This is a genomic window from Spirosoma liriopis, assembly GCF_023196085.1.
GTDB classification, from domain to species: Bacteria; Bacteroidota; Bacteroidia; order Cytophagales; family Spirosomataceae; genus Spirosoma; species Spirosoma oryzicola.
Genome location: NZ_JALPRF010000002.1, coordinates 781631 through 803602, shown reverse-complemented (window position 1 = coordinate 803602; position 21972 = coordinate 781631). Strand labels below are relative to the sequence as shown.

Here is a 21972-nt window from a genome sequence, read left to right as displayed (position 1 = left end):
GTTAGTCGTCAGAAGCCTGCATGATGTAGCCAATTCCGCTGATTGTATGAATCAGTTTCGGCACGAAATCCTTGTCTATTTTCTTCCGCAGGTAATTGACGTACACATCAACGACATTGGTCCCCGTATCGAAGTTAAGGTCCCAGACCTGCTCGATGATTTCGTTTCGGGTAAGCGCCCGATTCTGATTTTTGAGAAAAAATTCGAGCAACGTCAGTTCACGCGCTGTCAGCAGAATTTTCTGATTACCACGCTTTACGGTTTTACTCTGCTGATTGAATTCAAGATCGGCAATGCGGAGAACGGTCGCTTCGGTGGATTGGGCGGAGTTGCGCCGGGTAAGCGCCCGCAGCCGGGCAACCAACTCCCGAAACTCGAACGGTTTTACCAGGTAATCATCCGCCCCCGCGTCGAATCCGTTCAGTTTACTGTCCGTGTTACCCAGCGCAGTCAGCATTAGAATCGGTAATGTATCAAATCGATTGCGAATCATTCGGCATAAATCAAACCCACTGATTACGGGCAAATTCACGTCAAGTACCACAATATCGTATTCGTTTTCAGCCAGTCGCTGTTGTGCTTCTTTAGCGTCGCCGGCAATGTCGGCCATAAAGCCACAATCTTCCAAACCCGTTTCGATGAGCGATGCCACTTCCCATTCATCTTCAACGATTAAAACTCGCATAACATCCTGTGTCGATAATTGATTTTTACAGCCTGGCTGTGGTGTCGGCAGGGCCACCCGCATAGTTTACCAAACCTCACTGTCCGAAATTGGCAAAATAGATTGAACACCAAAAACCACGAATGAGTACTAGCTTCAGTAGTATAGACCCACGACGGCATTGCTTTCGGCACGGTGTCGACGGTCATAGCATCGGCGTGATGTCGGTTTCTTAAAACCGACACCACGCCGATGATCACTGTACAGACTCATTCATGGATAAACCAATTAGCTTAGCTGTTCACGCAAAAAAGCGATAAATTTTTTGTAAACGGGCAAGAAAAACAGGCTTTTAGCGAGAAGCGTTTCTTCGCAGTTACTATCGAGTGTTCTAAATAACACCAATCCTAAATCCAAAAAACTATAAATAAAAGTATATCGCACAGTAAATCAGTTGGGAGGAACAAAAAAAAGCGCCAAAACCGTTGACTGGCAATGACAAACGGCTATGTTTGCAGACAAAGCGTTTCAACGCATAAAAATAAATCTATAAACTCTATAGAATACATTTACTTACTAACAAAGCTACTCTGTCCTTGCACAAAAAATACCATGAGACACCTGATGAAACGTACTTTCCTTTGTTCACGCTGGCTGACGGCTTCATTATTACTGACGCTTATAACCGCTTCTGGTTTCCGACTGATAGTTGATGATCCAGCGTATCGCACCAGGATAGATCAATGGCACCAGGAGCGCGTAACCTCCTTGAAAAGTGAAAACGGCTGGCTTAATCTGGCGGGCTTGTTTTGGCTCGAACCGGGCAAAAACTCGCTTGGTCGCGGCACTAACTTTGCGGTATCTTTCCCCGAAGCCGGCGCTCGCGTCGATCTGGGAGCATTATACCTGGAGAAAGGCGAAGTTCGCTTCGTACCAGCCAAAGGAGCCGAAGTTTCCGCAAATGGCAAGGCCGTAACGGCCCCCATCACAATTTTTGGCTCTGATGACCACTCAACAACGTTAGCACACGGATCGCTGCGGTGGTTTATCATCAAACGGGGCGATAAATACGGTGTGCGGCTACGCGATCTGAACAGCCCATACCTGAGCGAGTTTCACGGTATCGACCGCTTTCCGGTGGATGAAAGCTGGCGGGTGAATGCCAAACTCGAAGTTCCATCCGTCCCCAAAACGATTCCTATTCTGGACGTTCTTGGCATGACGTCGCAGCAAGCGCTGGCGGGTACGCTTGTTTTTGAGCGAGCAGGAAAGACCTACCGGCTCGACGCAGTCGGCGACGGGCCCAAGCTGTTCATCTTGTTTGGCGACTTGACCAACGCGCATCAAACCTACGGTTCCGGTCGTTTTCTGTATGTTGATAAGCCTGGTGCCGACGGCACGACTGTACTTGATTTCAACCAGGCGATCAATCCGCCCTGCGCCTTTACCCCCTACGCCACTTGTCCGTTGCCACCCAAGCAAAATAAATTGGCTCTATCGGTTACCGCTGGAGAAAAGCGTTACGGTGATCACTGATTGGCAGGTGTGCGATGCAAAACGACCGAAACCTAAACAAAGCGGCTTATTTTAACCGCCTTACCTACCAGGAACAGCTGGAAGCCATCGAGCAGCAGGGTCAGGCACTGCAAGTAAGGCAAATTCCTGACTTCTGGATTCATCTTTATGCCATCGGCGCTTTGTTTGTGGAATTGTGGGTTTGTCAGCAGAACCATGACGTAATGCTGCTACGGGTACTGTCAGCGTCGAGCGAATTAGACCCTTACCTGCAACCGATCGACCTGGCGCTTCACGAACTATTACCTTAATTACCAGTAAACTTATGAATACGATAGCCGGGCCAGGACTTGTCTCGAAGCTTCCCCACGTTGGTACGACCATCTTCACGGTCATGTCGAAGCTGGCAGCCGAAAACGGAGCCATCAACCTGTCACAGGGGTTTCCGGGATTCGATTGCTCGCCCGAACTAGTGGCCTTCGCAGAACGGTACTTGCGGACAGGCTTCAACCAGTATGCGCCGATGACGGGTGTACCGGCCTTACGCGAAGCCCTTGCTCAGAAAACGTTCGAACTTTACAACGTTGCCTACGACCCTGACAATGAAGTAACTATCACATCAGGCGCGACGGAAGCTATTTTTGCGGCTATTACGGCGGTGGTCCGGCCTGGCGATGAAGTGATTGTGTTTGAACCTGCTTACGACAGCTACGTACCCGCCATCGAGTTGAACGGTGGGATTCCGGTTTACGTGTCATTGACACCACCTGACTATACGGTTGACTGGCAGGCCGTAAGCGAGAAGATCACGGACAAAACCCGGCTGATTCTGGTCAACACACCCCACAATCCAACCGGGCGCGTCTGGACAGCGGACGATCTTCAGCAACTGGCTACTCTGATTCAGGAGCGCGACATTTGGGTAGTCAGTGACGAAGTGTATGAGCATATTCTCTTCGACGGTCGTGTTCATCGTTCGCTGATGACGCACCCTTTGCTACAGGAACGCACGTTTGTGGTCGGCTCGTTTGGTAAAACATTTCATATCACCGGCTGGAAAATTGGGTATTGTCTGGCTCCGAAGGAGTTAAGTACCGAATTCCGAAAAATTCACCAGTATCTGACGTTCAGCACCGTTACACCGATTCAGTACGCACTGGCCGATTATTTGAAAGAGCCGGAACACTATCTGCACTTGTCGGACTTCTACCAGCGGAAGCGCGACTTATTTCTGGACGGTTTACGCCAGTCGCGTTTTCAGTTCCAACCGGCGGAAGGCAGCTTTTTTCAGACGGTTTCCTACGCTGCCATCAGCGATGAACCCGACTACGAGCTGGCGGTGCGACTGACCAAAGAAATTGGTGTAGCTTCCATCCCCGTGTCTGTTTTTTACCAGCAAAAGAACGACTACCGAATTTTGCGGTTCTGCTTCGCCAAAGACGATGCCGTATTGCAGGAAGCCGCCGAACGGCTCAGTAAGCTATAGCATCCCCTATTTTCTCAAAAGAAAAGCCCCACCAATCCAATCTGGCGGGGCTTTTACTGTACATCAGGTCCAGTTTATTAATTAACGGCTACCAGACGACTAGGCATGGTTGGCTTTTTAGTTGATAGCGTTACGTTCTGCTTCGTCATCTCTACGCCATTGGTAATTTCCAACTGGTAAGCACCGTCCGGTAACTCACTCATGTCCAGGCGCATTCGGCACGTACTTTCGTTCTTGCTCAGGCGCTTACTGTACACAATTGCACCTTCCGAGTTTTTCAACCGAACATCGACGGTGCCCCCCGTCTGCTTATCAAGTGCGATGCTTAGTTTACCCTGCGTTGTGGTGTACACACCGGATTTAAACGAGGCTGCGGTTGCGGGGCGTTCAGGATTACCTTCGGCCAGGGCTGCGAATGAAGTAAGTACACTTACTGAAAGAGCAAAGAACAGGGATTTGATGATCGTTTTCATGGCAGTAGATTTTTTGCTGTGTTCAAAAGGTAGTTAATGTTGCTCTGATTGGTGAAACAAAGATATAGGCTCTAGCTAGTACTATGCATTACAAACTACCGGAGCGGTTGCTTGCCGGGATGAGTGGTATCAAAGCAAGGACGACTGAGCAAACGGACTATTGGGCGTCTTCTATTTGATAACCGCTTCTAACAACTAATCTTGGCTGACACTGTCGTGAACGGCTCTCTAAAATACTGATCTCTGACAAATACCTACCGGCTAAGCAGGGTTATATAGCCCCGGAAGTCAAAGACTTACTTTAAGCCATTAGTCAGAAAATACTAAGTATATTTAACAACCTTTTAATTGACCTTATAACCGTTTTGGCATTCGATCCATGTTATTTTGTTGAGTTCTTTTTGATCGAATGCTTCCAAAAAACGTTATCCATTATCTGTTGTGGCTGAGTTTCCTAAGCGTAGCAGCTTCGGCTCAGACGCCTTTGACGTTACGCCAGGCTCTACAGCAAGTTCGTACGAACAGCCCAGCCTTGCGCGTTGAGCGGCTAAATATCAATGCGGCTCAGGCCGACCAGGTAACGGCCAATCTGCGTCCTAACCCAGTTCTGAACAACCAGACCCTGATTCAACTCACGCCAACGCCCGGCGCTGAAGCGGTAGGACCGTTTAGTCGGCAACGACGGCAGTTCTGGCTTCAGGCTACCAAAGAGTTTGATATTCACAACAAGCGTCTCTATCGAAGCCGTTTTGCCGAAGCCAATACCGCCTTGGCAACCCGGAGCGTGGACGAAACCGAACGTAATCTGCTCTTCGATGCGGCCAACCGCTTTCTGGACGCCTGGTACGCCCGTATTCAGCTTTCGCTGTTGCAACGCGCTAAGTCAAACGTCGATACGCTTGTTCAGTTAAATAAGGTACGGCTGAAAAATCTGGTTATCAGCAATACGGATCTGACCCGTACACAACTGATTTCGGATCAATATGACCTTCAGACTCGTACCGCCCAGCAGGAACTCCGCAACCGCCTGAACGAACTGCGGCTGATCTTGGGAACAACCGACAGCGTAAGCGTGGCGATGAATGATTCTATTGTCAGCGCAACCGTTTTTAATCCGCTTAAGCTCTACCCGACGGTGATCGCGAGCGCTGATAGTCTGCTCCACCTGGCGGCTACTACGCGCTCGGACGTGAGAGTAGCGGAAGCCAATCTTGAAACGGCCCGGCGCAACGTGGATTTACAGCAAGTGCTGGCGAAGCCCCGCAACGAAGCGGGTTTTATCTGGAACCCGCAAAATGCAATACCCTACGCCGGTGTTTTCATTACGCTGGAACTACCGGTGTACAGCCGAAATCAGGGTGAGATTCAGAAGTCGCGGGTGTTGCAGGAGCAGGCCGGTCAGCAAGCCGCTTTTGTTCAGGCTCGCATCCAGGCGGAAGTGCAAACGGCCTACCAGTCTTTTATGACCAGCCGCCAGAACGTTGATCGCTACACCGGCATCCGGCGCGACGCCGATCAGGTGCTGGCTTCGGTGCGCTACGCGTATCTGCGGGGAGCAACTACTTTGATTGACTTGCTGCAAGCGCAAACGGCCTGGTTCGACACGCAAACCGCTTACTACGAAACGCTCTACACCTACCGTCAAAATTACGTTCGATTGCTGTATGCAACCGGCCAGATCAACTCGTACTGACCATGAAGCTCTATCCCCTATTTTTCTTCACCTTTCTAGCAATCGCGGGCTGCAAGGATAAGCCTAAACCAGTTGCTAACTCGATTCCGCGCCCTACGGTCAGCCCCGACGGCAACCGCATAGCGTTTCCGAATACGGTCATGATGCGCTCGTTCACGACACAACCGACCCGCTCAGAAACCATCCGGACCGACTTTGCGGCACCGGGACATGTAGCCGCGATGGTCCTGAAGTCGAGCGAAAACCCGGCAGAACGGCTCGTATTATTTGATGATCCGAGCCTGTCCAACAACTACACCGCCATTCTGCAACACCGGATTAATATTCAGACCGAGCGGGGTAACCTTGAACGGGTAAAAGATTTGCAGGCTCACGGTGCGGCATCGGGCAAGGAAGTGATCGAAGCCCAAACGCAACTCGCCAACGAAGAAGCGGCCATTATATCGGATGAAGCGACGCTTAAGTTAGCGGGTTTCGACCCCGAAGAGTTAAGACGCGCTCGACCCAACACGATTCTGGTGGTTTGTGAAATTCCGGAAAACCAGTTTGGCGCCATCACGAAAGGGCTGCCCTGTACGCTTAATTTCACATCGTTCCCCAACGAGCGGTTTGCGGGCCGTATCGATAACGTCAACGACTATGTCGATAACACGACCCGACAGATCAAGCTGCGCATTTCGGTACCCAACCCCGACGGACGGCTCAAGGCGGGCATGTTTGCCACGGTAGGCTTTGGCGTAACGGAAGGCAAGTTTATGACTGTCTCACGCGATGCCGTCGTGACGGTGCAGGGCCGCGATTACGTCTTTGTACAAACCGGTCCGCAGGCGATTGAACGTCGGGCAGTACAGCTCGGTCAGCAACGCAATGACCGGATCGTTGTTCTTGGCGGTTTACGCGAGAATGAGTCGGTTGTCGTCGTCAATACGCTACAATTGAAAGGCTTAAGTTTTGGCTATTAACAACGGGGCCAGCTTCTGGAGTTAGCCCCGGTCTGTATACATGATTCAGAAACTAATAACATTTTCCCTGAAAAATCGCTGGGCCGTAGTCGGTCTGGCTATTGCGCTAATGGGATTGGGGTTATGGTGCTTCAAACTTCTCAAGATCGAAGCCTACCCCGATATTGCCGACACCAACGTTATTATCATCGCCAAATACGACGGTCGGGCCGCCGAGGAAGTCGAACAGCAGGTGACGATTCCCATCGAGCGGGTACTCAACAACGTGCCGCACGTAACGGACCGGCGCTCCCGGACGATCTTTGGTTTGTCAGTCGTTCAGTTGAATTTCGACGAAACCGTTACCGATTACTTTGCCCGTCAGCAGATTATCGAACGGTTGAGCGGAGCGCAGCTTCCCGAAGGTGTCGAACCCGAACTGGCTCCGCTGACGACGGCGGTTGGTGAGATCTACCGGTACGTTATCGAAGCACCGTCGAGCATAACCCCCATGCAATTGCGCGATTTGCAGGACTGGACGATTATTCCGCAGTTGTTGCAGGTACCGGGTCTGGCAGACGTGACAACTTTTGGCGGACCTATCAAGCAGTATCAGGTCATTCCCGATCCGGCCAAGCTTCGCAAGTACAGCCTGACCTTGCAGGAAGTCATCGCGGCTGTTCAGAATAACAATCAGAATACGGGAGGAAATATCATTGCTCGAGGAGGACAAGGTTTTGCCGTTCGCGGGTTGGGCGCATTGAAATCACCGGAAGACATTCAGAATATCGTCCTAAAAACGAACGAAGGCGTACCCGTGCTTGTCCGTGATGTGGCCAGCGTCGAGATCAATCCTCCTTCGCCGTCGGGTATTCTGGGTTATCGGATTCCCGACGAGCATCTGGATGAGGTTGGTTCTACCGAGGGCATCGTGCTGCTGCGCCGGGGTGAAAACCCAAGTGAAGTACTCGAACTGCTCAAGGCTAAAATTGCGGATCTCGAAGCCAACGAATTACCGAAGGGTGTTCACCTGCGGGTTCTTTACGACCGGGGCTTTTTGATCGATCACTCGCTCGAAACCGTTGCCCATACGCTTATCGAAGGCATCTCGATTGTTGTGATCCTGCTGGTGCTGTTTTTGGGCAGTCTACGAGCGGCCCTGGTCGTTACGGTCACGATACCGTTTTCGCTTCTATTTGCCTTTATCCTGATGAAGCTGGTGGGTATTCCGGCTAACCTGTTGTCGTTGGGCGCGATTGACTTTGGTATCATCGTGGACGGAGCCAGCGTCATGGCCGAACACCTCATCCGTAGGTATCGGTCATCAGGACCCGCCGAACGCAACCAGGGCATCGTCAACGTTACGGCCCGATCTGCCGGTGAGGTAGCCCGCGAGATCTTCTTTTCAGTTACGATCATCATCCTGGCCTACATGCCAATTCTGTTGATGCAGCGGGTGGAGGGCAAGCTCTTTAGCCCAATGGCCTTGACCTTGTCGTTTGCCGTTATCGGTTCATTAATTTGCGCACTAACGGTTATCCCGGTACTGATTTCATTTGCGTTTCGTAAAGCCCTCGCTCCTGACGGCAAACCACTCAAAGAACACAAAAACTTCTTGCTGTCGCCGTTGGAAAAAGGGTACCAGTGGTTGCTCCACTCGACCTTGTTCCGATTCCCTCGGTTCGTCGTAGGTGCGGGTCTGGCAATCGTACTGGTTATGATTGGCTTTGGTCTTAAGCTGGGAACCGAATTTCTGCCGGAACTCGATGAAGGCTCCATTTTTATGCGGGCTTTTATGCCATCAGGCATTACGATTCAGGAAAACGCCAAGATCGCGCCCAAAATCCGCGATATCATTGCCAAATACAAGCCGGTTAGCTTCGTCATTACACAGTCAGGGCGCAACGACGACGGAACCGACCCCTTCCCCTCCGACCGAACCGAAATTCTGGTTGGTTTAAAGGATTACAGTACCTGGTCGGACAGCATTTCCAAGAAAGAAATTGTGCGGCTGATGCAAAACGAATTACAGGAAGCCTTTCCGGGTGCCTTCTTTTCGTCGGGCCAACCGATTATCGATCAGGTGATGGAAATCGTAACGGGAAGCGCGGCAGATTTAGCCATATCGGTCGTCGGCAACGACCTAACGCTTATGCGCGCCAAAGCCGACAGCATTGCGGCACTCGTGCGGGGCATGAACGGAGCGGTTTCGGTAAATATCGAACAGGAAGGACCGCAGGACCAGCTCGCTATCACGATCAACCGTCCGGCAGCCGCCCGTTACGGAATCAACGTGTCCGAAATTGAGAATATGATCGAAGCCGCTATCGGGGGTAAAGCCGTCGGCACGATTTACGACGAAGCCAAGCGTTACGATATTATGGTTCGTTTTACGCCCGAAAGTCGAGGCAGCATCGACGCCGTTCGGCAATTACAAGTTCCCTCCGCCACGGGCGCTTTGATTCCGATGAACGAACTAGCCGATATCCGGTACGTGCAGGGGCAGACAAACATTTACCGCATCAACGGCAAGCGTATGATTACGGTACGTACCAACATTCGAGGTCGCGACCAGGGCGGCTTTGTCAAGGAAATCAGTCAAAAAGTTAGTCAGCACGTCAAGATTCCCGAAGGATACAGCGTTATCTACGGCGGTCAGTACGAAAACCTCGAACGGGCGGGTGGTCAACTAAGTATTTCGATTCCCCTGACCATTGTGGTCGTATTCTTATTTCTCTTTATGCTCTACGGCAACGTACGCGATACGCTGCTTACCTTAACCTGCCTACTTTTTGCCCTGGCGGGTGGCATTGGTGCGTTGTTGCTACGGGGCTACAATTTCAACGTTTCGGCGGGGGTTGGCTTTGTGTCTATTTTTGGTATATCCGTGATGGCGGGTGTGTTACTCGTATCAGCCCTGAATCGAAACCTGCTGGCTAGTCAGAAACCGCTGCTTGACATTACGATCGAAACGGCCCAGGAGCAATTCCGGGCAATCATGGCGATTATGGTGGTAGCCATCATTGGTCTTGTACCGGCGGCTATTTCAAGCGGTATTGGCTCCGATGTACAGCGTCCGCTGGCTACAGTGATTATTGGTGGCCTAACAACGACGCTAGTGCTTACACCTTTGATTATCCCTCCGCTTTTTTACCTGGTCAATCGTCGTCGGCCACGGCCAACTGCGCTGGACTCTACCGGTAAACACATACCGGAGCCGATTGAAGAAGGAACTGAACTATAAGCGCTATGCCGTGCCGTCGCTGACAAACAAATGACGGCAGTAAACAAACCGGCCTGATTAGCCAGTCTGATTGACGGTATCGGATTAGCTAGTCAGGCCGGTTTGTTTATACTCTATCAGTAACTTAACCACTTTATAGGGAATTGTCTGGCACGCGGGCCATTTCTTGATTCTGGCTGAATACTTGCTACCACCAGATTTCAAAAATTTTCAGCTTTATATATGAAATTATTTCACTATATTCATTTACATAATTTACCAAGTCGATTATATAAACATTACGCCTAAAAATGATCCGTAAACAACCAGCGTAGCCATATTTTCGAATATAGATACATAGCTAAAATCTTTACTGGCAAACAAATCCAATCCCCCTTTTTGGTATAGAATTTGATTCTTTCAGAAGCAACTCAAGCTATTGAGCGGTTTTAGCTGATTATCTGCCCTGTCGTAACCCGTAATGCGGGTACTGTAAACCAGCGTAATCAGCCAGACCTTTACGAACAATAGCAAGTTAGACTACTTCTTATATGAAGTATATGGATTATGTAAACACTTTGATTACCAATCCAGGCTACTCATTTTATTTAGTATTCTTCTTGAGTTCGGAATATATTAAAGTGTTAGCTTTGTTTAACCGATGTATTACAAATGATCCTTTCTGACCAAGTATCAACACATCACCCAAAACGTACAATGAAGACACGAACTACTGGTTTAACAGCGCTGGAGCTGGCTCGCTACTTAGGCGCCCGCGTACAGGTACTGGTTGAAGGTACAGATGCCCCCAACCGTAACGCTAAACTAGTGGCCGTGAACATATCCAACGATGAGGTAAAAGTTTGCTACGAGGGAAGCCGCACGGAGCACGAATTGTCGCCTGAGCAGGTCCGTCCGGTACTACGAAAACTGGTAACCATCACCAATGAAGAAGCGCTTGACTGCTTCAAATTGGCCTACGCACTGGAAGAAGATGCGGACCTATCAGTAACGCGGGGTAATGATTATATTGAACTATACGCCGATCCGATAACGCTTATTATCACGGCAAAAGGTGTAGTGGCCTCAAGCAAAGACAGTGGCTACCGGGTTGGCCCCGCGCGTATAAACGCCCGTTCGATAGTAACTTACCTTGAAAAGCAAGCCTTTGATCTGGAAGGACTGATCGAACAGGGCCTTGCAGTAGACGACGAAACACGGACAATTTAATCAGGAACGGCAGCATAAATAGCAGGCAGCAAACCGCCGGTAAGCTGTATCTTTGTCCAGTCGAAGCCATAAACTTCTGACTAAAGAACTATAGCGAACTTATCCATCCTGACAGGTAGCCATTCAGGCGTATTCGGCCGGTCAGGATGTGATTAAATCGGCCTTGCTGACTATGAAAGCTCTGATACCATTTCTCTTGCTATTTTCCGTTAACGTACTGGCTCAGGTTAAGCTACCAACCAACGAAATCGGGCAGGTACAATACCAGGAACTAGTGCGCCTACCTGACGCCACACGCCCGGCCCGCCAGATTATCCTTCAAGCGCGCGCGTGGCTCGATACAGAGTTTCCGAACGAAAGCGACGCCGAGCAACAGTTCGACCAGGAGCATAACATCGTGTTTGTAAAGTCCGCTTATCGCATTCAGGACCAGGTGATACGCTACACGCTTACCATTGAAGCCAAATTTGGTCGTTACCGGGCGACCATCACGGATTTGATTACGGAAAGTAAAGGGCTTTCGTTACCCGTTCAGCCGACTAGCCCGACAGCAACAGACCTGGGCCGAACGGCTGACAATAAAGCCAAGAACACCAGCGTGATCAATCAGGCGGTAGCCCAGCAGGCTGAGTTGTACAGAGAGCTCGACAAAGACTGCCGCGCTACCCTAGCCAGCCTGAAAGAAAACATGACCTCCTGGGGCACCAAAAAAGCCGAGTAGCCCGCACGTACTTATCGATGCCGATCGACGCCAACCTGCTCGCAGAACTCTACTACCGGGCAGGTTGAACAATGAGGAAGCGTACCCGTGCAGATGTGCTTACCAAACGGCATGAGCAGACGATTGATGTTTACCCACTGCTCGCGAGGCACCTGTGTTTCCAGTACTTTCAATGTCTGTTCAGGCTGCTTGGTCCGCACAAAGCCCCAGCGGTTAACGACCCGATGCACGTGCACATCAACGCTGATGGCGGCTTGTCCCGTTGCGACGCCAAGCGCCAGATTTGCGCATTTCGGACCAACCCCTTTCAACGAGGTCAGTGTAGTATAATCAGCGGGTAGTTTGCCGCCAAATTCGTTGACCACACGCTCGGCAATGCCACGCATCGTATACGCCTTCTGGTCGGGGTACGTTGTACCATACAGAAGATCTGTAAGCGTCGGTATATCGAGTGCCAGCAGTTGTTCCGGGGTACGGGCTACGTCGAAAAGTCGTAGCGAGACGGGGATAGTCGTCTCGTCGAGCGTCCGGATGGATACGATGCAGGAAATCAACTGCTCAAAGAGTGTGTTGTACCCACGTTCGAACAAATCGAACATAGCCGCTTTGGGATAGGGACGAACAGCCTCTTCGATACGATCAAGAACGACGTTGAGGTCAAAGTTAGGTTTCATGGACTAGCTTTCGGTTGTTGCTTACGCCAGTCGGGTTAGCTCACACACCCAATCGGTGTTGGCCATTACTGAACGGACGTAAGCAATCTAACCCAAAGTTTTACAGCAAGGTTTTTACACCTTAATGATCACCATTTCTACGCGTCGGTTTTCGGGTCGTTCTTTTAAGCTTTTATTGGTATTAATGGGTCGCGACGGTCCGTAACCAACCGTGTCGATCCGCCCGGCATCTATTCCTTTCGAAACCAGATACCGTTTCACTTCATTGACCCGGTTTCGGGATAGTTCAACATTGGCGTCAAAATCGCCGACGGTATCCGTATGCCCCTCAAGCCGGATCGTCATCGTCGAGTTCTGCCGCATGACGGTCACGAGCCGATCCAGTTCGGGGTACGATTCCGGCTGAAGATCAAACTTAGAAACGTTGAAATAAATGTTTTTAAGCGTGATCGTGGCTCCAGCTTCAATGGGTACCAAATCGAAATTACGATTGAGCGCAACACGGTTTGTCGCCAGCGTGTCGCTCTGACTGAAATAGCCTTTCGCCGAAGCGGTTACAGCATAAACTCCTCGCTGGGTAATTGGAATGGTATACGCGCCGGTTGACTTGTTGCTGCGTACCGAATCGGCAGGGCCATCACCGACAGATTCGGCTCCCGAAATTAGCCGGTAGGTAATGGTTGCTCCTAAAAGCGCTTTGGTTTTGGCATCACGCGTAATCCCGTTAATGGCCACAGCTGCCGGCGCGGGTGCTGGTTCGGCTTTAGGCGGTGTAACGGGCGGTGTTGAAGCGGGTGGGCTTACCCCCGGCGACGTGCGCGGTATATAACGGGGTTGCTGCGCTCTTGGCTGTACCTGTGGTTTTGGGGTACGCTGCGAATATGTTTTCTTAAGCGGGTTGATGATATGGACGCCCCAGAAATTAAAGCAGATATAGCCCCCTCCATCCCGGCATTCAAATAAGTCGAACGTTGTGTAGCCGGGATCAATTCGTTCAAAATAAGCGACAAAGTCAACGCGTTCTCCCGGCTGAACTTGTCGCCTTGTTTCGAGCGGAATATTTTCGGCCCGCACGAATTTATACGACCGCTCGCCCTGATTGACGTACAAACGCGACGTTGGCTGAAAACCAATGTTGTTTGTCGACTCCATCTGTTGCCCACGCCCATTCGGCATTGGAATTGAAAAAGGAAAGCTTCGTCGTGACGAACCGCGTTCGCTGGATACGAATTTCATGTAGATGATCGTATACTGCGCAGTCAGTTCTACGCGCTGGATCGACACGTCGCGGTCGTTAATGTCATCGATGCGCGGATTTTCGGTGGTGTATTGAACCTGCGCCCGCAAGCCTGACGCAGCCAGCAACAAGACAAGGAGTAAACGTAATCGGCGGTTCATGTTCGTTGTTTACAGGAATTTATACCTAATAAACGTTTGATGCTGCCGAGTAGTTTATGGTTTAATTTTTCTATGAGTTAAGTGATAATTTGATCAAAAATATAATTAAAACTATAATTATCTTACTTTATCCTATTAGGCACTCTTGAAAGGTGTTTTATTCTGTACACATATTATTTTTCCAATGAATATTTCGAATCACAACTTATAATGATTCTATGTTGTAAGTTTATTATTCCAAATTTTATCATTGCGTTGTACTTTTACGGTTATTTTCAAATTTCAGCACAAAGAATATGAAGAAACTCTTCTTGATTAGCCTTCTGATGCTTGTCGCAACTTGGAGCAGCTTTGCACAGGGTCAGGTTGTTTCGGGCCGAGTCACCTCCTCCGATGATGGGTCGGGCTTGCCGGGAGTGTCCGTCAGCGTAAAAGGACAGACACAGGGTACCTTGACCGATGCCTCGGGTAATTATCGCCTGTCGGTTAGCGGAGACGTTACGCTTGTTTATAGCTTCATCGGCTTTACATCGGTCGAAGAACGCGTCAACAATCGATCGGTGATCAACATAACCTTGCAGACCGATGTTCGCAATTTGAGCGAAGTAGTGGTCACGGGCTATGGTCAGCAGATCAAGCGTGATCTTACGGGTAACATCGCCAAAGTCAAAGCCGCTGACATTCAGGATCAGCCCGTTACTACCTTCGATCAGGCGCTTCAGGGAAAAGCAGCCGGTGTACAGATCAACGCCGGTTCGGGTAAACTGGGGCAGGGTATTCAGGTACGGGTACGGGGTCAGTCGTCGGTATCGGCGTCGAACCAGCCACTTTACATTGTCGATGGTATTCCGGTTACTACGGATAACCTGAGTATCAACAGCGGCTCGACCAACCCACTGGCCGATATTAACCCGCAGGATATTGAATCAGTTGATATTCTGAAAGACGCGTCGGCGGGTGCCATTTACGGAGCGCGGGCCGCCAATGGTGTCGTACTGATTACCACCAAGAAAGGGAAAGCGGGCCGGACCAACATCAATTTCGGCGCGCAATACGGTTCCAGCAAACCAACGCGCAAACTCGAGTTTCTGAATACGGAGCAGTACGTCAATTTTTACAACAAGGCAGCGGCCAACGCTGACCGCCTGGACGGTCTTGACCCAAGCGATCCGTCATCAAACACGTCGTATATGAAAAGCTTCTACGAAACGCAGGGGCTGGGTACGTACGGAACGCCGAATCAGGTAAGCACCAACTGGGGTGATCTGGCTTATCAGGATGCCCCCTATCAGCAGTACGACCTGAACATAAACGGCGGTAACGAGAAAACGACGTTCTATCTATCAGGTCAGTTGCTGGATCAGAAAGGAATTCTGATTGGCAATGCCATCAAACGGTATGCCGGTCGCCTGAACCTCGATCACCAGGTATCGAGCCGGTTCCGGGTTGGCCTGAACATGGGCCTGACACGCACCTACAACGAGCGTCTTTCGGCTGACAACCAGTTCGACAACCCGATGCAGATGGTTGCGTTGCCCCCAATGACACCCGCCAACGACCCACAAACAGGACTTCCGGTTGGTACTCCGCCTGGTGACATCAGCATTCCGGTTTATTATAACCCGCTGATCAACATCGGCAACTCGTATTTCAACACGACGGTTTACCGGAATATCAGTAATGTGTACGGTCAGCTGAACATTGCCAAAGGCTTATCGTTCCGCTCTGAATTCGGCGTTGACGTCCTCAATCAGCAGGAAGAACTGTATTACAACAGCAAAACACAACGGAACTTTAGCGCTCCGCTAGGCTACGGTCGGAACCGTTACGTTCGTGTTGAGAACTACAATACGAACAACTTCTTCTCGTACAACACGTTGTTCGGTCGCCACAACATCGACGCTACCGTCGGGATGTCGTACCAACAGTCGCAACAGAAGACCAACTATACAGAAGGACGTGACTTTCCCTCGGATGCGTACCGCCAGATCGCCAGTGCCGCCCGGAAAACGGATGGTAGCTCGACTCAGTCGGATTTCCGCTTTCTGTCGTATTTTGCCCGTGCCAACTACAAGTTTTCGGATCGTTATCTGGTAGGCGTCAGCGCCCGGATCGATGGATCGTCGCGTTTCGGTCGGAACAGCCGTTACGGTTTCTTCCCGGCGGTATCGGCAGGCTGGGTATTGTCGGAAGAAAGCTTTCTGAAAAATAATCGCGCCATCAGCTTCCTGAAACTGCGGTCGAGCTATGGCCGGACGGGGAACGCCGATATCCAGACAGCGGGGAACGTATCGCTGCAAAACTTCCCCCAGTTAGGTCTGTTCACGGGTGACGCCAGCTATGGCGCACAGCCCGGTCAGCGCCCATTCCAGTTGGCCAACCCTGATCTGAAGTGGGAAACTACCGATCAATTCGACATCGGTATCGACTTCGGTATTCTGAATAATCGCATCAATGGCGAAATCGACTATTATAACAAACAAACGTCGGGTCTGCTGCTGAACGTCAACGTACCGGGTACAACCGGGTTTGCTACCCAGTTCAAAAACGTCGGTAATCTGCAAAATAAAGGCTTTGAGTTTGTGTTGAACACGGAAAACCTGACGGGTGCTTTCCGCTGGACCACAAGTCTGAATGCCGCAACGAATCAGAATAAGATTACGAATCTACAAAGTCAGATCATCGAAGGCGGTCTTAACGCCATGAGCCGTGCCGTTGAAGGGCAACCGCTCGGTGTGTTCTTTACACAAGAGTATGCCGGTGTTGATCCAGCTAAGGGTGATGCGCTTTGGTACAAGAATACGCCAAATCCTGACGGCAGCCTGGATCGGTCAACAACGAACGTGTACAGTCAGGCACAACGCGTAGTAGTTGGTAGCCCACTCCCAACCTGGACGGGTGGTGTCACCAACACGTTTAGCTATAAGGGTATCAGCCTGAGTGTTTTCTTCAACGGTGTGTTTGGTAACAAGCTGAACTTCTACGGTGTAGGACGCTTTTCGTCGGCAAATGGCCGATTCGAAGATAACCAGACGGTGAACCAGTTGGCCGCCTGGACCCCGGAAAATCCGAATACCAACGTACCGGAAGCCCGCTTGTTTTACAACAATGGCGCTCAGCCTTCGAGTCGTTTCGTGCTCGATGGTTCATTCGTTCGGTTACGCACGGTTACCTTGTCGTACAACCTGCCCAAGCTGCTTGTCAACCGGGCGAAGCTGAACACGGTACGTGTGTTCGTAACCGGCCAGAACCTGCTAACGTTCACCAAGTATGCGGGTTGGGACCCTGAGGTCAATACAGACTACGCCGTTTCGAACATTGCCCAGGGTTATGATTTCTACACGGCTCCGCAGGCACGTACGATCACGGGTGGTATCAACATCGGTTTCTAATCGGGTACATCGCAACGGATACAATCACTTTTCCTACGAATTTCTTTCTATGAATACATACATAAAACACTGGTTGTTCGCTGGGGCCGTTAGCTTTCTGGTCACGGCTTGTGGTAATCGCCTGAATGTCGAACCCACCCAGAGTGTTGAGCAGAGTCAGGCGTTGAATACCGAACAGGACGTACGAATTACACTCGTAGGTGCCTATGATGGCTTGAGCGACGTAAACCTGTACGGCGGTGGCATTCAATACATCGGCGATCTAACCGGCGACAACCGCGACGTCGTTTTTGGTGGTACATACTCTACGCTTGACGAAATCTGGCGTAAAACGGTAACGACTTCAAACACAGTTACGCGGGATTTCTGGCTGGATGGTTACAACGCCATTAACCGGGCCAACAATGTATTGTCGGCGCTTGATAAAGTCAGTCAGGCGAATCGCAATAACATTGAAGGACAGGCTCGCTTCATCCGCGGAGCTTTGTATTTCGAGTTGGTAAAGGCCTTCGCTAAGAGCTGGAATGACGGTACGCCAACAGCCAACCCCGGCGTACCACTGGTACTGACCCCTACCAGCGTTGTTACAGACGCTGATTCTCGGGCGCGCAATACGGTAGCCGAAGTATATACCCAGGTACTGGACGATCTGACCAAAGCCGAAAGCCTGTTGCCGCAAACCCAGTCGTATGGTAGCGCGGTCAGTAGCGGTTTTGCCACTAAAGATGCCGCTGCGGCTATATTAGCTCGTGTGTATCTTCAGCAGCAGAATTTTGCATCCGCGCGCGATGCCGCGAACCGGGTAATCACATCCGGTACCTATTCGCTGGCCAGTACCTTTGCGGACGCTTTTACCGACGCATCGCCCGAAACTATTTTCCGGATTATCGTAACCGATCAGGATGGTACGAACGACCTAAACACGTTTTACGCATCAGTACCGAATCAGGGCCGGGGAGATGTACGGGTGCAGCCCAAATTCCGCCAATTGTACGAAGCGAACGATGTGCGTGGCTCGTTCTTCAGCACGGCTAACCAGAACACGTTTACCAGCAAGTTCAATGACCTGTATGGCGACGTTCCTGTCGTGCGCCTGGCGGAGATGTACCTGACCCGCGCTGAAACGAACCTGCGACTGAATACAGCTGTCGGGGCGACACCGCTGGCCGACATTAACCTGATCCGTAACCGCGCCAAAGCTACCCCGCTGACGACGGTTGATCTGGCAGCTATTTTGCTCGAACGCCGGTTGGAATTAGCATTTGAAGGTCAACAAATTGCGGATATCAAGCGGACAGGCGGTACGGTTGGGACAACGGCTTATAACGCGAACAATCTGGTCTTACCGATCCCACAACGGGAAATCGACACGAACAAAGCGTTAGTACAGAATCCGGGGTATAACTGATCCGGTAATACATCTGTGACGCAGTAGGTGCAAGTAGTGCAAATATCATAGTGAGTGGTGTCGGTTTTGAGAAACCGACACCACCATAAGGAACCTACTCAAATTTCCCCAAACAAAAATGGAGCTATCACTATCTGATAGCTCCATTTTTGTTTGTAAACCCTAGTTTATTCTATCAATTACCACTCGTAGCGGCTACAGAAGCCGGACCAGTAACATACAGTTGATTAAACAATAGCTTGAACGTTCCGTGCGACTGTGCGCGGAATGTAATCTCAGGCCCAAAGGCGTACAGTTTACCCGAGCCGATGGGAGCAACAAAAGCGGCTATGCCATCCTGCAAATACGATTGTCCCCAAGCCCAACCGCTGCGCAAGGGCTTGTTCGTTGAGAACCAGGCTAGCGGTTTTACTTTGCCGCTGGCAATGGCTTCGGGAGCCACTTTAAAGACCGGACTTGCATCGAAATACACATCCGTCAAGGTTGGTAAGCCCCAGGTTGCCTGTTGCGTCGAATCGACGTTCATCTGCAATACGCTACCCGGAATGTAATACTTCTCGCCCGGCAGTGGTTTCTCTACGCCTGTATTCGTCATCTCGGTTAGAGCACTCTTGACGGGCAACTTCAAATGATAGGCCAGATTCGTACTTGACCCGATGGTTACCACCGTACCGCCGTTTTCCAAGAATGTCTTCAACTGCGGAACTGACTTATCAGCTGTAATTTTTCCTAACCAGGGTCGATACTCCGCAGGCGTGGTTTCGGTTTTTGGCTCCGACCCAAACAGGCTGTAGAGGTCAACTTCTTTGGTATTGGTCGATGGAATAGCCCGCGTAACGAATACGATGACGTCGTACTTTTTTCGTAGCTCGCCCGCGTCGATGTCCTGCGCGTAAATCACTTTCATCGGGAAGTGATACTGCTCCATCAGCCAGCGCACCCAGCCCGAAGGCATCGATCCGCCGTACGTATCCCACAAGGCAATGCGCATGGGCGTCATTTTCGTCATAGTTGTCGTTGGTCGCTTCGCCAGTCCGACAACGTCGATGCCCAGATCCTTGACCGACTTATCGAGCAACGATTTAGCTTTCGCCGAAGCCGGAACGTAAAACGCACCCGACTCGCCCGACGGTTGCAGACCGGTTCCGTTCGGTAACCGAAACACTTCCACACCCGACGCCAGCAGATCGTTGACCGCAATAAACGAGTTGTTGGCACGTGCACTCAGCAGATACCCTTCGCCCGCCGTTCCGGCCAGGTGTCCTTCCGGCGATTGTAGCTCGCCATACGGCAATTTCTTGAAAGGACCATCAAACGCATCCAGAATCCGGTCAAACTGCACGTTCATCAGATAAGCCAGTGTCCAGCCTGCCGCGTCGTACGGACGAACCGGCGGACCGCCTGGATACTGAAAATCGTTGGGGTGATCTTGTGGCTCGAACATGTCCAACAGGTGCGGGCGGAAGGCCTGATCGGATTTAACCACGTACGAACCAGCGGGATATTTCTTACCGGCAACGGTGAAATCGCCCGTGGCCTGCTGTACCTGAATCCCCGTTTTGATCAACGCGTTGACAAACTTCACCGCCGTCGCAAAATCAGCCTGATTCGCCGGAATGATAAACCCGCGCGGATCGCGCAAGGCGGGCGCTTTCATGATCGTATCGTAGTATTTCAAGGGCATACCACCGCCTTTGGGTATGTAGCCGTACTGCGCCAACGCTGCGTTCGTGGGCGTCACTACTTTTTTAGGATCCGAGTCGTAGGCTTGCGTGATGGCATCGATCCGTTTGGGGGAAAGCGCCCACGTGTCTTTACTACCCCGTTCGATTGAGTTTTTACCCATCCGATAAATGTTGAACAGCACCTCGTCACGATACCGGGCTGCGTAATTCAGTACGGCGTAGTTCAGTGATACGGAATAATCAATCGACTGCTTGAAATGCCACTTCTGCGGAGTTACCGGGAACGGGGTAGCCCCGTTTGGGATCAGGCGTTTTGGCACCAGCGGTACGTCTTCGGGCGTCGGTCCACCAATAATTTCGGTCAGTAGACCGATCATATTGTGAAAGTGGGTCGTTGTGCGCAAACCACCGTTATACCAGGTTGAAAAGACCGAACCACTCAAGCGTGTAAAACCGGGTTTGTTTTCGACATTCATTCGGTTGATCATAGCCGCGCCCAAGGCGTCGATACCCGTTACCATCAACGGATCGAAGACGTAGTTGAACGGATCGCGGTACGGCGGCCCCGCCAGGATCGACCCCGCCGGGCCGCTCTGGTGGTGGTTGTACATGATCTGCGGAATCCACTCGACAAACAACTGCCGACCAATGTTCTGCGTTTCTTTCATGTTCATGATAAAGAAATCGCGGTTGTTATCGTGGCCGACGTATTTCTGATATAGGCGAGGCACATTATCCAGCGAGCGCTTTTCGGGCTTCGCTTCGCGCATGTACCAGTTCGTTACGATCTCCTGCCCGTCAGGATTGGCGTGGGTCAGCAGAATCACAACGTCGTCCAGAATGCGAAGCGTTTCGGGGTCTTTCCGGCTAATCAGTTGGTAGGCCGTTTCGATCAGCTGATGCGTACCCACCGTTTCGGTAGCATGAAGGCCACCGTCGATCCAGACCACGGCTTTTCCTTCCAGCGCCATTGCCCGCGCCTGCTCGTCGTTGAGTCCTTCGGCACGGGCCAACTTCTGGGATATTTCCTTGTAACGGCTCAGCTTTTTGAGGTTCGCGGGCGACGATACGATCAACATCAATTGCCGCCGTCCTTCTTCGGTAGCACCAATATCAACGAGCTTAACCCGATCCGACGCCGAGGCCAGTTTTCTGAAATAAGCTTCGGTCTGGGTATACGTTGCGAGCTGATAATCATCGCCGATGGCAAAGCCAAAATGCTGTTTTGGCGATGGAATCTGCGCCCAGACCATGTTCAGGCTGAGCATCAGGACAGCCAATGATCGAAAGAAGTAACGAGTCATGTGGTTAACTTAGAGAGGTAGTTGTTTTGAAAAAGTACAGAGAAGCCTTCAATGAAAAGATGTCGAGAGAATTTGTCTTTATTTAATAAAGAAGCAATTATACTTGATTAAATTTTATTATATATCTTTGTGTCAGAATAAAATACGGATAAATATCTTTATTGA

Annotated in this window: 15 protein-coding genes; 10 read left to right on the top strand and 5 right to left on the bottom strand. The window is 50.8% G+C overall.

All coding sequences use genetic code 11. The features are described from left to right. Window position 1: 1 nt before the first annotated feature. Window positions 2-685 (bottom strand): response regulator transcription factor, encoded by a 684-nt coding sequence (locus M0L20_RS12360; RefSeq protein ID WP_232561277.1) that lies wholly within the window; start codon window positions 683-685, stop codon window positions 2-4. A 603-nt stretch (window positions 686-1288) separates the two neighbouring features. Between M0L20_RS12360 and M0L20_RS12355 the strand changes: the two genes are divergently transcribed. The 3 genes from M0L20_RS12355 to M0L20_RS12345 are packed head-to-tail and all read left to right on the top strand — an operon-like array spanning window position 1289 to window position 3665. Next, the gene (locus M0L20_RS12355; protein ID WP_248477253.1) at window positions 1289-2200 is read left to right on the top strand and encodes a DUF1684 domain-containing protein; all 912 of its coding nucleotides are present in this window, start codon (window positions 1289-1291) and stop codon (window positions 2198-2200) included. Window positions 2201-2214: 14 nt separating this feature from the next. Continuing rightward, on the top strand, window positions 2215-2490 hold the full coding sequence (locus M0L20_RS12350; RefSeq protein ID WP_232561275.1) for a hypothetical protein: 276 nt from the start codon (window positions 2215-2217) through the stop codon (window positions 2488-2490). 14 nt (window positions 2491-2504) lie between these two features. Continuing rightward, entirely contained in the window at window positions 2505-3665 is a 1161-nt protein-coding gene (locus M0L20_RS12345) for a methionine aminotransferase (protein ID WP_248477252.1), read from the top strand. A gap of 77 nt (window positions 3666-3742) precedes the next feature. On the opposite strand, the gene M0L20_RS12340 is transcribed toward M0L20_RS12345, so the two are convergent. Then, window positions 3743-4138 (bottom strand): T9SS type A sorting domain-containing protein, encoded by a 396-nt coding sequence (locus M0L20_RS12340; RefSeq protein WP_248477251.1) that lies wholly within the window; start codon window positions 4136-4138, stop codon window positions 3743-3745. A gap of 409 nt (window positions 4139-4547) precedes the next feature. Here M0L20_RS12340 and M0L20_RS12335 point away from each other — a divergent pair, with 409 nt between their 5' ends. The 5 genes from M0L20_RS12335 (at window position 4548) to M0L20_RS12315 (ending at window position 11946) form a co-directional block, all read left to right on the top strand. After that, the gene (locus tag M0L20_RS12335; RefSeq protein WP_248477250.1) at window positions 4548-5831 is read left to right on the top strand and encodes a TolC family protein; all 1284 of its coding nucleotides are present in this window, start codon (window positions 4548-4550) and stop codon (window positions 5829-5831) included. 2 nt (window positions 5832-5833) lie between these two features. Further along, entirely contained in the window at window positions 5834-6793 is a 960-nt protein-coding gene (locus M0L20_RS12330) for an efflux RND transporter periplasmic adaptor subunit (RefSeq protein WP_248477249.1), read from the top strand. Between the two features lie 40 nt (window positions 6794-6833). After that, on the top strand, window positions 6834-10016 hold the full coding sequence (locus M0L20_RS12325) for an efflux RND transporter permease subunit (protein WP_232561270.1): 3183 nt from the start codon (window positions 6834-6836) through the stop codon (window positions 10014-10016). 696 nt (window positions 10017-10712) lie between these two features. After that, window positions 10713-11225: a hypothetical protein gene (locus tag M0L20_RS12320; protein ID WP_232561269.1), complete on the top strand. Its 513-nt coding sequence runs from the start codon at window positions 10713-10715 to the stop codon at window positions 11223-11225. A 172-nt stretch (window positions 11226-11397) separates the two neighbouring features. Continuing rightward, window positions 11398-11946: a DUF4468 domain-containing protein gene (locus tag M0L20_RS12315; RefSeq protein WP_248477248.1), complete on the top strand. Its 549-nt coding sequence runs from the start codon at window positions 11398-11400 to the stop codon at window positions 11944-11946. An 11-nt stretch (window positions 11947-11957) separates the two neighbouring features. Here M0L20_RS12315 and M0L20_RS12310 read toward each other — a convergent pair whose 3' ends face one another. Together M0L20_RS12310 and M0L20_RS12305 are read right to left on the bottom strand one after the other, a co-directional pair. Continuing rightward, on the bottom strand, window positions 11958-12620 hold the full coding sequence (locus tag M0L20_RS12310; RefSeq protein ID WP_248477246.1) for an endonuclease III domain-containing protein: 663 nt from the start codon (window positions 12618-12620) through the stop codon (window positions 11958-11960). Between the two features lie 114 nt (window positions 12621-12734). Then, window positions 12735-14018 (bottom strand): OmpA family protein, encoded by a 1284-nt coding sequence (locus M0L20_RS12305; protein WP_248477245.1) that lies wholly within the window; start codon window positions 14016-14018, stop codon window positions 12735-12737. A 296-nt stretch (window positions 14019-14314) separates the two neighbouring features. On the opposite strand from M0L20_RS12305, the gene M0L20_RS12300 reads away from it, so the two are divergent. Together M0L20_RS12300 and M0L20_RS12295 are read left to right on the top strand one after the other, a co-directional pair. Further along, window positions 14315-17410, top strand: coding sequence for a SusC/RagA family TonB-linked outer membrane protein (locus M0L20_RS12300; protein WP_248477244.1), 3096 nt, complete (start codon window positions 14315-14317; stop codon window positions 17408-17410). Window positions 17411-17459: 49 nt separating this feature from the next. Further along, entirely contained in the window at window positions 17460-18818 is a 1359-nt protein-coding gene (locus tag M0L20_RS12295; protein WP_248477243.1) for a RagB/SusD family nutrient uptake outer membrane protein, read from the top strand. A gap of 175 nt (window positions 18819-18993) precedes the next feature. On the opposite strand, the gene M0L20_RS12290 is transcribed toward M0L20_RS12295, so the two are convergent. Beyond that, on the bottom strand, window positions 18994-21807 hold the full coding sequence (locus M0L20_RS12290) for a M14 family metallopeptidase (protein WP_248477242.1): 2814 nt from the start codon (window positions 21805-21807) through the stop codon (window positions 18994-18996). Window positions 21808-21972 lie beyond the last annotated feature (165 nt).

What these genes read in the sequence shown, in the direction of transcription:
- M0L20_RS12360 (WP_232561277.1), bottom strand. Translation starts at nt 685, where the DNA reads ATGCGAGTTTTAATCGTTGAAGATGAATGGGAAGTGGCATCGCTCATC.
- M0L20_RS12355 (WP_248477253.1), top strand. Translation starts at nt 1,289, where the DNA reads ATGAAACGTACTTTCCTTTGTTCACGCTGGCTGACGGCTTCATTATTA.
- M0L20_RS12350 (WP_232561275.1), top strand. Translation starts at nt 2,215, where the DNA reads ATGCAAAACGACCGAAACCTAAACAAAGCGGCTTATTTTAACCGCCTT.
- M0L20_RS12345 (WP_248477252.1), top strand. Translation starts at nt 2,505, where the DNA reads ATGAATACGATAGCCGGGCCAGGACTTGTCTCGAAGCTTCCCCACGTT.
- M0L20_RS12340 (WP_248477251.1), bottom strand. Translation starts at nt 4,138, where the DNA reads ATGAAAACGATCATCAAATCCCTGTTCTTTGCTCTTTCAGTAAGTGTA.
- M0L20_RS12335 (WP_248477250.1), top strand. Translation starts at nt 4,548, where the DNA reads ATGCTTCCAAAAAACGTTATCCATTATCTGTTGTGGCTGAGTTTCCTA.
- M0L20_RS12330 (WP_248477249.1), top strand. Translation starts at nt 5,834, where the DNA reads ATGAAGCTCTATCCCCTATTTTTCTTCACCTTTCTAGCAATCGCGGGC.
- M0L20_RS12325 (WP_232561270.1), top strand. Translation starts at nt 6,834, where the DNA reads ATGATTCAGAAACTAATAACATTTTCCCTGAAAAATCGCTGGGCCGTA.
- M0L20_RS12320 (WP_232561269.1), top strand. Translation starts at nt 10,713, where the DNA reads ATGAAGACACGAACTACTGGTTTAACAGCGCTGGAGCTGGCTCGCTAC.
- M0L20_RS12315 (WP_248477248.1), top strand. Translation starts at nt 11,398, where the DNA reads ATGAAAGCTCTGATACCATTTCTCTTGCTATTTTCCGTTAACGTACTG.
- M0L20_RS12310 (WP_248477246.1), bottom strand. Translation starts at nt 12,620, where the DNA reads ATGAAACCTAACTTTGACCTCAACGTCGTTCTTGATCGTATCGAAGAG.
- M0L20_RS12305 (WP_248477245.1), bottom strand. Translation starts at nt 14,018, where the DNA reads ATGAACCGCCGATTACGTTTACTCCTTGTCTTGTTGCTGGCTGCGTCA.
- M0L20_RS12300 (WP_248477244.1), top strand. Translation starts at nt 14,315, where the DNA reads ATGAAGAAACTCTTCTTGATTAGCCTTCTGATGCTTGTCGCAACTTGG.
- M0L20_RS12295 (WP_248477243.1), top strand. Translation starts at nt 17,460, where the DNA reads ATGAATACATACATAAAACACTGGTTGTTCGCTGGGGCCGTTAGCTTT.
- M0L20_RS12290 (WP_248477242.1), bottom strand. Translation starts at nt 21,807, where the DNA reads ATGACTCGTTACTTCTTTCGATCATTGGCTGTCCTGATGCTCAGCCTG.